The following is a 12,739-nucleotide window of genomic DNA, read 5'->3' on the forward strand; positions in this document are numbered from 1 at the left end:
CGCGGGATTTCGCGCCCCTCCAATACAAAGCCGCCCGGCTCACCGGCAACGGCAGCGGTAGAGTGGTTTGCAAATGCGATTAATTCTACTTCATGCCCAGGTCGTTCCGCATGCCCTTCCTGTCGTTCCGCCCTTCCCGCCCCCGTCTGACCCGCTCCCTTGCCACCCTCGCCCTGCTCTGCCTCGGCTGGTTCGGGCTCGCCCTGCCCGCCCAGGCACTCACCGTCACCGACGTGCTCGGGCGCAAGGTCGAGGTCAACGGCAACGCCCAGCGCGTGGTGCTGGGTGAAGGCCGGCTGTTCTTCGCCCTGGCCCTGCTCGACCGCGACAACCCCTTCCAGCGCGTGGTCGGCTGGCAGAACGACGTGCGCCTGCTCGACCCGCACACCTTCGACGTCTACGCCCAGCGCTTCCCCCAGGTGATGCAGATCCCGCTGATCGGCCAGGCCTCGGAACAGAGCGTCAGCGCCGAGCAGATCCTCGCCCTGAAGCCGGATCTCGCGGTGTTCAGCATCGCCGGCGAAGGCCCGACCCAGCACAGCCCGATTGCCGACATCCTCGCCGCCGCCGGCGTGCCGGTGCTGTTCGTCGACTTCCGCGTGCATCCCATCGAAGGCGTGCGCACCAGCCTGACCGCGCTGGGCGCGGCACTCGGTCGCCAGGCCGAGGCGGACCAGTACCTGAAGTTCTACGACGCCCACCTGCAGCGCATCCGCGACGGTGTCGCCGGGCTGGATGAGGCGCACAAGCCCAGCGTGTTCCTCGAACTGCTGGCCGGCGTCTGGCAGGCGCCGGGGCACACCACCGGCAAGAGCGGCCTGGGCAGCGTGATCGACACGGTCGGCGGGCGCAACATTGCCGCTGGCGTGGTACCCGGTGCGCTGGGCGATATCAGCGTGGAGTACGCGCTGTCGGCCAGGCCGGATATCTACATCGCCACCGGCAACCGCCATCCGGGGCTGATCCTCGGTGCCGGCGTCAGTCAGCAGCAGGCCCGCGAGAGCCTGCAGAAGGTCCTGCAACGCCCCGAGTTCGCCACCCTGGATGCCATTCGCAACGGCAAGGCCCACGGCCTCTGGCACGACTTCTACAACTCGCCGTTCAACATCCTCGCCATCGAGGCCATGGCGCGCTGGGTCCACCCGGAACGTTTCACCGATCTCGACCCGGCAAAGACCCAGGCGCAGATCAACCAGGACTTCCTGCGCATCGGCCTGGACGGCACCTACTGGATCGACGCCGGCCAGCCTGAATGAACGTCACCGCCGACCACATCGACCTGCAGCTGGCGCGCCGTGAGCGCCGGCTGCAACTGCGCCGCCGTGGGGCGGTGCTGGTTGCGCTGCTCGCCCTGCTACTCGGCTCCATGACCTGGGACCTGCTCAGCGGGCCGTCCGGGCTGACGCCTGCAACACTGTTCCATGGCCTGCTGCATCCGGGGGCGCTGGAACCGAGCCAGCGGGTGATCATCTGGAACGTACGCCTGCCCTACGCGGTGATGGCGCTGCTGGTGGGCGGCGCGCTGGCGCTGGCCGGCGCGGAGATGCAGACCATCCTCGACAACCCGCTGGCCAGCCCCTTCACCCTCGGCGTGTCATCCTCCGCGGCGCTGGGCGCCTCGCTGGCGATCTTCTTCCACCTGGGCAATGCCTGGCTCTCGGCCAACGCTGCGGTGTCACTGGCAGCCTTCGTCTTCGCCTGTCTTTCGCTGGTGCTGCTGCAACTACTCTCGCGCCTGCGCGGCGGCGGCGTGGAAAGCCTGGTGCTGTTCGGCATCGCCCTGGTGTTCAGCTGCAACGCGGCGGTCGCGCTGCTGCAGATGATGGCCAGCGAAGACGTGCTGCAACAGCTGGTGTTCTGGACCCTCGGCAGCCTCGCCCGCGCCGACTGGCACAAGGTCGGCGCGCTGGCTCTGGTGCTCGCGCTGTGCCTGCCCTTCTCCCAGGCCGCCGCATCGAAGCTCACCGTGCTGCGCATGGGCGAGGACCGCGCCCGCAGCCTCGGCGTGGACGTGCGCCGCCTGCGCCGCTTCGCCCTGCTGCGCATCTGCCTGCTGTCGGCGTGCGCGGTGGCCTTCGTCGGCACCATCGGCTTCATCGGCCTGGTCGGCCCGCACATCGCGCGCATGCTGATCGGCGAGGACCAGCGCTTCTACCTGCCGGCCAGTGCGCTGGTCGGTGCGCTGCTGCTGTCTCTGTCGTCGGTGGCCAGCAAGCTGCTGATGCCCGGGCTGATCGTGCCGGTGGGCATCGTCACCGCACTGGTGGGCGTGCCGATATTCGTCAGCCTGATCTGCCGCGGAGGGCGCAGCGCATGAGCCTGCTCGCACAGAACCTGACGGTCGCCTACCGCCGCCATACCGTAGTCCACGAGGTGACGCTGCCGGAGCTGAAACGCGGTACCCTCACCGCCCTGATCGGCCCCAATGGCGCCGGCAAGTCCACCCTGCTGCGCGGCCTCGCGGGCCTTGAGCGGGTGCGCGGCGACCTGAGCCTGGACGGCCAGTCGCTCGCTTCGTTGTCGGTCGGCGAACGCAGCCGACGCATCGCCTACATGCCGCAGAACCTGCCCGGCGGCATTGCCCTGAGCGTGCTCGACGCGCTGCTCGCCAGCCTGCGGGTCAATCCGTTCGACACCGAGCTGCGCCGCGCCGATCCGCTGGCCGCCGCCCTCGAAGCGCTGCGCCGGGTCGGCATCCTGCACCTGCGCGACCAGCGCCTGGACCGCCTCTCCGGCGGCCAGCGGCAGATGGTCAGCCTGGCCCAGCTGCTGGCGCAGCGCCCGCAGGTGCTGCTGCTGGACGAACCCACCAGCGCGCTGGACCTGAACTACCAGCTGCGGGTCATGCAGTGCGTGCAGGAGGAAGTCCGTCGTCACGGCCTGATCGCCATTGCCGTGCTCCACGACATCGGTCTCGCCGCGCGCTATGCCGATCAGCTGGCGGTGCTGCACCAGGGCCGCCTCGTAGGCGCGGGCGATGCCGAGAGCATCCTTACGCCGCAACTGTTCGGCGAGGTGTATGGCGTGCAGGCGCGAGTCGAGCGCTGCTCGCAGCAGACGCTGCAGATCATCATCGATGCAGTCGCCTGCTGAGAAACCGGCGCACAGGGGCGCCGGCTGACGCTCAATAGCCGGTCTGGCGATTCACCCTGTGCAGCAGTTCGGCGCCATCCAGGTCGCGCAGGATGTTCTTCGCCACCGCCGCCGCGCCGCCTTCCACCTGCATGGTGCTGGCGATGTGCGGAGTGACCCAGACGTGCGGGTGCGACCACAGCGGATGGTCTTGCGGCAGCGGTTCCTCACGGAACACGTCGAGAATCGCCGCGCCGACCTGCCCCGCGTCCAGCGCGGCAACCAGATCAGCCTCCACCACATGCTCGCCGCGGCCGACGTTGATCAGCCCGGCGCCCCTGGGCAGCTGCGCCAGGGTCTCGCGGTTGAGGATGCCGCGGGTGCTGTCGGTCAGCGGCAGCAGGTTGACCAGGATGTCGCACTGGGACAGGAAGCTCGCCAGTTCCTCGGGGCCGGTGTAGGTCTGTACCCCGTCGATCTGCCGCGCGGAACGGTTCCAGCCCAGCAGCTGGAACTTCAGGTGGCGCAGTTGCGCAAGGCAGGCCTGGCCGAGCTGGCCGAGGCCCATCACGCCGACGCGGCTGGTCGCCGCCGGCAGGATGCTCAGCGGCTCCCACACCTGACCGGCCTGCTGCACGCGGTAGGCCGGCATCTCGCGGTGCAGGGCCAGCGCGGACATCACCACGAACTCGGCCATGATGTCCGCCAGGGAGTCATCGACCATACGCACCAGCGCCACTGACTCGGGGATCTTCGACAGGTCGAACTGATCCACCCCGGCGCCCGCCGCGAACAGCACGCGCAGGCTGGTGTAGCGCTGGATATCCTCGACCGCCTTCCAGGTCAGCAGGTAGGTGACATGGGCCGGGTCGACCGCCTCGAAGCCTTCGACGAATTCCAGGTCGGGCACCTGGGCGGCCAGCAGCGCTCGCCACTTGTCCGCGTGTTCGGGTTCGGCGTTGTAAAGAAAGATCACGTCCTGTTCCTCGCTCTTGTTCTTCGCACGTCCGCCCAGTTAACCAGCCGATCCGCGCGAGGAACACCATCGGCAAGGCACTGCGGGCACGCAGACCGACTCGCCGACGACCTGCGCTACTTGGCCGAGCGCACGCAGCCGAAGCGCACTTCCTTCGACGGCGAATGGCCGAAGAAGGACGTGTAGCACTTGCTGAAATGGCTGGGCGAAACGAAGCCGCAAGCCAGCGCCACTTCCACCAGCGACAGGTCGGAATGCTGCAGCAGGCGGCGGCTTTCGGTGATGCGCAGCTCCAGGTAGTAGCGTACCGGCGAGGTGCCCAGCTGCTCCTGGAACAGCCGCTCCAGCTGACGTTTGGAGCGCCCCACGCACTCGGACAGCTGGTCGGTGCTCAGCGGTTCCTCGATGTTCGCACTCATGAGGTTGAGCACGTCGCGCAGCGGCTGGGTCATCTTCTCGTGCAGTGCCGGGCGGGTGCGCCGGTAGCGCGATTCCTCGAAGGCAAGGATGTCGACGATGCCTTCCACCAGCTCGCGGCCGTGCAGCTGGTGAACCCACTCCAGTACCAGGTTGAAGGCGCCGGTGGGGCTGCCGGCGGTCAGGCGATTGCGGTCGAGGATGTAGCTCTCGGCAGTGACCACGCTATTACGCGCGACCTCCGCCAGCGAGGCGCGGTTCTCGGGGTGCACCGCGCACTTGTGGCCATCCAGCAGGCCGGCCTTGCCGAGGAACCAGGCGCCGTTCCACAGGCCGGCCAGGGCGATGCCGCGCTCGTCGGCCTGTTGCAGCAGACGGCTCAGGCCGGGCATGTCTTTCAGCGGCGTGCGCAGGCCGCCGCAGACCACCAGCAGGTCCATGTCCAGATACTTGCTCTGCAGCGCCGCCGCAGGGCAGATCACCAGGCCCAGGTCGCTGGTCACCGACTCGCCGTCGAGGCTGAAGGTACGCGTGGCGAAGGCGCCCTCCTGGATCAGGTTGGCGGTGACCAGGGTGTCCAGCGCCTGGGTGAAGGCCGGCAGGGAGAAGTTCTCCAACAGTACGAAGCCGACCTTGCGCTGGCGTTGCGGCTCGGCCTTGCGCTCGCCGACGAAACGCAGGTTCTGCCCCTGCATGGACTCGCTGAACTGTCGTCTTTCCACCGCTGCACACCATTGTGAATTCTTGTTGGCAGGTCCTTCAGCTCAGGTGTTCACCTTGTCGCCCACCCGGCACAAAGCCGGTTCTGCCGCTTGTGGAAAGGATTATACAAACGCCCCGCGCTGGGCCATAGCACTGCGCGGGGGCCGGCGCGCCGCCAGCTCGGCATGTCAGGTGGATGCCTGCACAGTCCGCCGATAGCCCAGCCAGACCAGCAGCGCTGCCAGAACCTGGCTGCAAGCAAAGAGCAGGAACACCGCCCCCGTGCTCCACTGGGCAACCAGCAGGCTCCCGGCGATGGCGGGCGAGAGGATCGCTCCCAGCCGCCCGGTCGCCAGCACCAGCCCCACGCCACTGGCGCGGATCGCGGCGGGGAAGGATTGCGGCGCGAGGACGAACAGCGCTGCGATAGTCCCGTTGAGGGCCATCCCCGCTAACACGCCAACGGCAACCGGCAGCGCCGATTCGGCGACCAGCCAGGCCATGAGCGCCATCACCAGCGCGTTGAGCAGCAGCAGCCCGAGCAAAAGAGCCCGTCCCCCGCTGCGGTTCGCCGACAGTCCCACCAGCAGCGCGCCGAGCATGCCGCCGCAGGACAGCAGCAGCCCGTCGACGGCCCCCTGCTGCTCGGTAAATCCGTTGCGGACCATCAGCGTCGGCGTCCAGCTCATCACGAAATAGAAGCCCGCCATCGCCAGCAACAACGCCAACGCCAGCGATGCGGTCAACCGCCACTGGTGGGCAGCGAACAACTGCCCGTAGACCTCGCGGCGCGGCACTCGCGGCGTGCTGGCTGCGAGCCTGATGAACTGCGGCGACTCGCGCAGCCAGAGTACTCCCGCCAGCGCGCCAGCCAGCGTGACTGCGCCACCGGCCAGGAACACATAGCGCCAGCCGATCCATTCATTGAACTGGTGCGCCAGCAGCCCGCCCAGGCCCGCGCCCAGGGCGAAGGCGACCGATTGCAAGGCAATGGCCAGGTTCCTCCGGCGTGGGCTGGCCGACTCGTAGGCCAGCACATTGGCGCCCACCAGCACCGCGCCGATGCCCAGACCGGTAAGTACCCGAAGAAGCAGCAGCTGGTAGTAGTCCTGGCTGCCGAACGACAGCAACATGCTCAGGCCGCTCAACGACAGCGCCGCCAGCAGCAGTGGCCGGCGGCCGTGCAGGTCAGCCCGGGAGCCGAGCAGCGAACCACCGGCCATACCCAGCAAGCTGGCGCTGAGCAACACGCCAAGCTGGCCCGCACCCAGCTCCCACTCCGCAGACACGCGGCTGCCGGTAAAGGCCATCGCCATGACGTCCAGCCCATCGATGACGTTGAACAGCATGCACAGCACGACCGCGCTCCATCGCGAGCGCGCGCAGGTGTCACTCTCGGTCAGGGCCTTGGACACGGCGTCTTCCTGGGGGTTTGCGAATTACAGGGCATAGCCGCCATCCAGTGTCAGGCTTGCTCCGGTCATGTGGGCCGCTGCCGGGCTGGCGAGGTACGAGACCAACCCGGCGATTTCCACAGGCTGGGCCACTCGCCCCAGCGGGACCTGCTGCGCCAGCGCCTGCAGATGGGTTTGCGTCATGTCGGTCGCGGTCGGGCCCGGCTGGATATTGTTGACGGTGATCCGGCGCCCCGCCAGGTCCAGCGCAAGCCCCTGCACCAGCCGTGCCACAGCGGCCTTGGTCATGGAGTACACGGCGCCCTCCACCGACGTACGGCCGGATGCCGTGTTGCTGCCGATGGTGATGACCCGCCCACCGTCTCGCATGCGGGCCACCGCAGCCTGGACCGAGAGGATGACACCGCGGATGTTCACGTCGAGCATCAGGTCGAGGTCCTCGACGCTGAGCGCGTCGATACGCGCAAGCCGCAGCACGCCGGCGTTGACCACCGCCACGTCGAGTTCACCCAATTGCGCGACTGCCGCCGACACCGCGTCCCGTATGGCGCAGGCATCCTTGCTGTCGGCCTGGATGGCCAGCGCACGGCCGCCGCTGGCTTCGATCTCCTCCACCAACGCCTGGGCGCTGTCCGGCCGCGACACATAGGTCAGCGCCACGGCGAATCCGTCAGCGGCCAACTGCTTCGCCGCCGCCGCGCCGATGCCCCGGGAGCCGCCAAAAACCATGGCAACCTTGTTGCGCCCTGCTTCGTTGATCTTCATCGCCTCACCTTTATTGACTGATCAGTCCAGAATTTGACGAAAAAAAACGCGCGAATCGCGTCGACTGTTCATTGGCTTTTCAGACGCTCGACGGCGAACCGCGCCATCGCCTGGAGAGACCCGGCATCCGCGCCACCGCGGGCGCCGAGCTGGATACCCATCATGGTCATCTGGATGAATGACGCCGCCTCGGACGGGTCGATCCGCTCGGCCAGTTCGCCCTGTTCCTGCCCTTCGCGGATGCGCGATTGCAAGCCAGCATGAAGCCGGGCGGAACCGCGCTCCGCGAGCGCCCGGACGTCGGCGTCGGTACCGCCGAACTCGCAGAGCGCACCAACGCCCATGCAGCCCAGGGCACGCAGCTCATCGTCGGATTCGATCAGCCCGATCAGCAGGTCCGCGATGCCTTCAGCCGGCGATGCCGGGCTGTGCAGGCGGCCCAGGTGCTTGCGCAGCGTGCCGTTCTGATAGACCTCCAGCGCTTCGAGATACAGCGTGCGCTTGTCGCCAAAGGCGTTATAGAAACTCTGCCGGCCGATACCCATCGCCTGCAGGAGATCCTCGGTCGAGGTGGCGGCAAAGCCCTTCGCCCAGAACACCCTTGTCGCGTGTTCCAGTGCCAGCTCGCGGTCGAATTCACGTGGTCTGCCCATGGCGAAAGACTCACCTTATTGGACTGACCTGTCAATAACCTCAGAGCGCCACTGATCGTAGCGCCCTCCTTCGCCCACCATCAGGCCACAGCCGAATCCTGCGACGCAGCCACACGCTTGCCCAACGGCGTCCGGCCGAAGCCATCGGCGGCAAGGGTCTGTTGTGCCGGCTCTTGCGCATTCACGCGCATGCCCAGCGGCGTACGGCTGAATCCGTCGGAGGCCAGGGTCTGCTTTGCCGGCTCTTGCGCATTCACGCGCATGCCCAGCGGCGTACGGCTGAATCCGTCGGAGGCCAGGGTCTGCTGTGCCGGCGCTTCCGAGTTCACCCGCATGCCCAGCGGGGTACGGCTGAAACCGTCTTCAGCCAGCTGCGGTGCCACGCCCTTTTCAGCCAGGGGCGTCAACTGGAAGCACGCGGCGCCGTGGGTGCAGCTGGCTTCGCTGGCGGCATTCGCGTGCACTGCAACACCGGCCAGCGAGAAGGCAACGGCGGTCACGAAGGTCTTCAGGTTTTTCATGGCATCGATCCTCAGGGGTCAGGGGGACAGCTCATCGACGCGGGACACAGCGCACTGGAGAACCCTGAGGTGCCTGCCGTGCCGATGAGCTGTTGGAACCCATTAAGAGCGCCTGGGGTATCTGCAGCGTGTCGGAAACAGCCGTCACCATCTCCGCGCATGTCGCAGAGGCCGGCAGATACAGTGGAATACAGAAGAAGCGAGGCCCACTGGGTTTTGCCCAACGGGAAGATGCAGAAGCAGAGGCCTGAGAGGTGGTTTGCCGAGGCGTGCCTCACGGGCCACGCCCGTTTCGTACGCCAGCTCGTGCGCCCTGCGTGTTACCGGGGATGCTCCGCGCAGACGGACTGAGGCATCAGAGGTGGATGATTACCTGAGTTCGGCGCATGTCCGCTATCGGCCAGTAACGGATGTTGGCGGACGCCATTAGCGTTGGCCGCCAACATGCGGCGCATCTCCGTATTGCTGTCTCGGCCGATGCAATGTCCAACGGAGCGCGCGACCGTGTCATCTGGAGGATGGACAAACACCGGGCCAGAGGCGCAATTACAGATGGAAATCGCCCGCGGCCTCCGGCTGGTAAAGCACTTTCCTGATCCCGATTCGGCGAGTCCGATCAGAAATTCTCCAGTCGATGGCATCCCCTTCCTGATAGCCCAGGATGGCGGCGCCGATGTCGGAACACACTGAATGCTTCCCGGCGCTGCTGTCCGCGTCTTCAGGGTAGACCAAGGCCACCTCGATCTCTTCGTCGTCCAGCTGCAGCAAGGTCCGAGAGTTCATGGTGACGACATTGCGCGCCACCTGCTGAGGTTTGACGACAATGGCTCGCTCAAGCTCATGTTCGAGTTCAACAACGGCCGGGCCTTGCTCGAAGGCGATCAGACTCTCGAGCCTGGCCTTGTCGATTTCAGTGATGTAGATCTGCGTGGAGTCGACAATGGCACCTTCGCGCAAGAACTGGAGATAGCGCCCCGCCGTCATGGCAAATGACTTCAATCCCGGCGTTTCGCTCTCAAGCAGAAAGCCGCTGCGCAGAAAGGCTTTCAGCGAGCGCGCGTTGTCCGGGTGGATCTTGGCGATGAGCTTCTCGGCGCGCATATCGAGGAAGGCCAACTTCATGCCTTCGCGGATCGTGCGGGCACCAAGGTTTCGCCCCCATCTATCGCTGTCTCCGATGGCCAGGACTATCTCGCAATTGGAGCCGGTCTTGATGAGGCGGACAAAGCCCACCGGAGTGTCATGCCGGTCATAGGCCATGAAGAATCGGCCGCCCCGATTAAAGAGATGGGTCAGGATCGGCAACTGAGTCCGATCGATGGCTTGCTCGATGGAGCGGGAGACATGTCGTGAGTCGCTCAGGTAGCAGGTGACGCGCTCATCTTCCAACCAATCCATCAGCTTCAGCGCGTGTGCCCGAGTAATTTCAGGACACAGCGAAATGAAAGGCTTGTTCATCTTCACCCCACTTATCTGTAAAGGATGAAAGCCCTTCATGGCTGTGGCCATGACGGTTCTTTCGGCAACCGGCTATCTTAAGACATATCGGCAGCAATACCGACCAGCCAGCACATGCTTCCTGTAGAAGCGCGTACAAACCTGGGGCAGATCAGGTTCTATCCTGGGTCATTCCACTCTTGCACTTCCTGGCCCGCCAGGCAGGACCTGACCAGGTCGTCGAGCAGGTCCATCAACTCGGGGTCCATGAACGGGTAGTCGTCGGGGATATCCAGAGCGTGAATTCGCTGGTACTCAAGCAAACGCGCGTACTTCGCCTTCAGGCGGTGCAGGTGCTTGCGCTCCATGACAAAAATCACATCTGCCCAACGGATATCCGCTGGGCAGATGGTTACGAGGTGGCGGTAGGGTAGGCGAGAACCTTGACCGGGGCTGGATTGCCAAGGCCTGTTCCGCGCGGGGTGCGGAACAGCCACCTGGCCGTCTTGCCGCTGCCAACGCGCGCCGCTGGCCGCCCCTCGCAAAGCTCAGCGATCCGGGGCCCCTTCCATTGTGTCCATGCGACGACTAGCCTCGGCCTCCGATCGGCGATTGCCCGCCGTTATTTATCCAGGAAATCCGATGCCGCTTTCTTTGCAGTTCGAACAGGTCGATGTGTTTGCCGAGCACCCTTACGAAGGTAATGCGCTGGCAGTGGTCGTGGATGCCGATGAGCTGACCACCGAACAGATGCAGGCGTTTGCGCGGTGGACGCAGCTCAGCGAGACCACTTTTCTGTTGAAGCCTCAGGCACCGGGAGCACACTACCGCGTGCGTATCTTTACGCCGTTGCGAGAGCTGCCCTTTGCCGGCCACCCGACCCTGGGCAGTTGCAAGGTCTGGCTGGATCAGCAGGACAACCTCGAGCTTGCCGAGATTGTCCAGGAGTGCCCGACGGGCCTGATCCGCATACGCAGGCAAGGCCGGCAACTGGCGTTCTCCGCTCCGCCACTCAAGCGCAGCGGACCGCTGGATGCGGCGAAGCTGAAACTGATTGAACAGGGGCTCGGCCTCGCCACCGGGCAGGTCCGCGCCAGCCAATGGGTCGACAACGGCCCGGGGTGGGCCGGTGTGCTGCTGGCCAGTCGCAATGAAGTGCTGGCCATCAGGCCCGACTACGCCGCACTGCAAGGGCTGAATGTCGGCGTCATCGCTCCGTGGACGGGCCCGGACGCTGAAGCCGATGCGGAGGTCAGGGCTTTCATGGGCGAGGAATGCAACGAGGACCCCGTCACGGGCAGTCTCAATGCGGGCCTGGCCCAGTGGCTGATTGGCAAGGGCATCGTGGGCGAACGCTATACGGCCAGCCAGGGTACGGTGATCGGGCGCCGCGGACGAGTACAGATCGAAAGCATCGACGGGATAATCTGGGTAGGCGGAGAGGTGCAGCACTGCGTTTCCGGCAGGGCCGTCTTCTGATGGACAATGGGCACAACTGACAGATCAGTTCCCCGTCCACTGAATGTCCTTTCCAGGGTCGAAGCAGTGCGTTAGCGGGAAGGAATCCCCCACGCAGAGATGGCAACACAGGCGGCGAAAACAGCGGCCCGTGCTGGACTCGCAAAGCGGACTACGCTCCTCCAGTCGACCTCTGGAGAGTTCATGATGATCCGCTCCCTGCTGACTGCATCCCTGCTGGTGATCCTGAGCATTCCGGCGCATGCCGGCGTAATGGCTTTCCCCTCCTCCTTTCGTACCCAGGACGTTGCCGTAGACGGCGCGACCATCCACGTACGCGTCGGCGGCAAGGGGCCGGCGGTGGTGCTTCTGCACGGCTTCGGCGATACCGGCGACATGTGGGCGCCCCTGGCTGCAGACCTGGCCAGGGACCACACCGTCGTGGTGCCGGACCTGCGCGGCATGGGCCTGTCCTCCATCCCCGCCGCCGGCTACGACAAGAAGACCCAGGCCGGCGATGTTCGCGCCGTGCTGGCCTCCCTGGGCATCGAGCACTCGGTGGTGGTCGGCCATGACATCGGCACCATGGTCGCCTACGCCTACGCCGCCCGATATCCGCAGCAGACCGAACGCCTGGTGGTGATGGATGCTCCGGTGCCCGGCATCGCGCCGTGGAATGACATCGTTCGCTCGCCCATGCTCTGGCACTTCGACTTCGGCGGCGCGGACATGGAGCGCCTGGTAGCCGGGCGCGAGCGCATCTACCTGGACCGCTTCTGGAACGAGTTCGCCGGCGACCCGCACAAGGTCGACGAAGCCACCCGGCAGCATTACGCCAAGCTCTACGCCCGCCCCGGCGCGATGCATGCGGCCTTCTCGCAGTTCCGCAGCATTCGCCAGGATGCCGTGGACAACGAGGCGTCGAACAAGACAAAGCTGACGATGCCGGTGCTCGCTGTCGGCGGTGAAAAGTCCTTCGGCGCCAACGAGGCCATCGTCATGCGCAATGCTGCCGACGACGTCACCGAAGTGGTGGTGCCAGGTGCCGGGCACTGGCTGATGGAAGAGGCGCCGACGCCGACGATCCAGGCGATTCGACAGTTCATCTCCCCCTGACTGGCCTCCCCCCTATAGGAGCGGGCCATGCCCGCGAAGAGCGCCAACAGGCGCTCTTGCGCTCCCCTTCGCCGCAGCAACTTCACTGCCGTCTGTCACAAAATTCCTACAAGCAGGTTGACCATCAAAACCTGCGCCTCTAGTTTCCTACCCTTCTTTCGCCGGGGTGTGCTGCGCTCGGGCGATCACAACGGCAAAGGAATGTCC

At 65.8% G+C, this 12,739-nt stretch carries 13 protein-coding genes; 5 read left to right on the plus strand and 8 right to left on the minus strand.

Annotated elements, in window-relative coordinates:
- The first annotated feature begins 110 nt into the window (after positions 1 to 110).
- Genes J2T47_RS19955 through J2T47_RS19965 form a run of 3 tightly spaced genes read left to right on the plus strand, consistent with a single transcriptional unit; the run spans position 111 to position 3,093 of the window.
- The gene (locus J2T47_RS19955) at positions 111 to 1,256 is read left to right on the plus strand and encodes an ABC transporter substrate-binding protein (RefSeq protein ID WP_253450646.1); all 1,146 of its coding nucleotides are present in this window, start codon (positions 111 to 113) and stop codon (positions 1,254 to 1,256) included.
- Positions 1,253 to 2,317 carry a FecCD family ABC transporter permease gene (locus J2T47_RS19960; RefSeq protein WP_253450649.1) on the plus strand — a complete coding sequence of 355 codons (1,065 nt, stop codon included), beginning with the start codon at positions 1,253 to 1,255 and terminating at the stop codon, positions 2,315 to 2,317. The genes J2T47_RS19955 and J2T47_RS19960 overlap by 4 nt, the downstream gene beginning before the upstream one ends.
- Positions 2,314 to 3,093 (plus strand): ABC transporter ATP-binding protein, encoded by a 780-nt coding sequence (locus J2T47_RS19965; RefSeq protein WP_253450652.1) that lies wholly within the window; start codon positions 2,314 to 2,316, stop codon positions 3,091 to 3,093. Before J2T47_RS19960 ends, J2T47_RS19965 begins: the two co-directional genes overlap by 4 nt.
- A gap of 31 nt (positions 3,094 to 3,124) precedes the next feature.
- On the opposite strand, the gene J2T47_RS19970 is transcribed toward J2T47_RS19965, so the two are convergent.
- The 8 genes from J2T47_RS19970 to J2T47_RS20005 form a co-directional block, all read right to left on the minus strand.
- Positions 3,125 to 4,048, minus strand: coding sequence for a 2-hydroxyacid dehydrogenase (locus tag J2T47_RS19970; RefSeq protein ID WP_253450655.1), 924 nt, complete (start codon positions 4,046 to 4,048; stop codon positions 3,125 to 3,127).
- Between the two features lie 116 nt (positions 4,049 to 4,164).
- The gene (locus J2T47_RS19975; RefSeq protein ID WP_253450658.1) at positions 4,165 to 5,187 is read right to left on the minus strand and encodes a GlxA family transcriptional regulator; all 1,023 of its coding nucleotides are present in this window, start codon (positions 5,185 to 5,187) and stop codon (positions 4,165 to 4,167) included.
- Positions 5,188 to 5,355: 168 nt separating this feature from the next.
- Entirely contained in the window at positions 5,356 to 6,582 is a 1,227-nt protein-coding gene (locus J2T47_RS19980; RefSeq protein ID WP_253450661.1) for an MFS transporter, read from the minus strand.
- A gap of 24 nt (positions 6,583 to 6,606) precedes the next feature.
- Positions 6,607 to 7,347, minus strand: a complete 741-nt coding sequence (locus J2T47_RS19985) for an SDR family oxidoreductase (protein ID WP_253450664.1) — start codon at positions 7,345 to 7,347, stop codon at positions 6,607 to 6,609.
- A 68-nt stretch (positions 7,348 to 7,415) separates the two neighbouring features.
- Positions 7,416 to 8,000 (minus strand): TetR/AcrR family transcriptional regulator, encoded by a 585-nt coding sequence (locus J2T47_RS19990; RefSeq protein WP_253450666.1) that lies wholly within the window; start codon positions 7,998 to 8,000, stop codon positions 7,416 to 7,418.
- 80 nt (positions 8,001 to 8,080) lie between these two features.
- Complete coding sequence (locus J2T47_RS19995; protein WP_253450668.1) at positions 8,081 to 8,521, minus strand: hypothetical protein; 441 nt, start codon at positions 8,519 to 8,521, stop codon at positions 8,081 to 8,083.
- A 546-nt stretch (positions 8,522 to 9,067) separates the two neighbouring features.
- Entirely contained in the window at positions 9,068 to 10,030 is a 963-nt protein-coding gene (locus tag J2T47_RS20000) for a bifunctional GNAT family N-acetyltransferase/nucleoside diphosphate kinase regulator (RefSeq protein ID WP_253450671.1), read from the minus strand.
- A gap of 107 nt (positions 10,031 to 10,137) precedes the next feature.
- On the minus strand, positions 10,138 to 10,326 hold the full coding sequence (locus J2T47_RS20005; protein WP_253450674.1) for a cellular communication/signal transduction: 189 nt from the start codon (positions 10,324 to 10,326) through the stop codon (positions 10,138 to 10,140).
- 274 nt (positions 10,327 to 10,600) lie between these two features.
- Here J2T47_RS20005 and J2T47_RS20010 point away from each other — a divergent pair, with 274 nt between their 5' ends.
- Positions 10,601 to 11,437 (plus strand): PhzF family phenazine biosynthesis protein, encoded by an 837-nt coding sequence (locus tag J2T47_RS20010; protein ID WP_253450677.1) that lies wholly within the window; start codon positions 10,601 to 10,603, stop codon positions 11,435 to 11,437.
- Between the two features lie 186 nt (positions 11,438 to 11,623).
- Complete coding sequence (locus tag J2T47_RS20015; protein WP_367399512.1) at positions 11,624 to 12,532, plus strand: alpha/beta fold hydrolase; 909 nt, start codon at positions 11,624 to 11,626, stop codon at positions 12,530 to 12,532.
- Positions 12,533 to 12,739: the final 207 nt, after the last annotated feature.

The sequence above is a fragment of the Pseudomonas nitroreducens genome, from assembly GCF_024170165.1.
Taxonomy (GTDB): domain Bacteria; phylum Pseudomonadota; class Gammaproteobacteria; order Pseudomonadales; family Pseudomonadaceae; genus Pseudomonas; species Pseudomonas nitroreducens_C.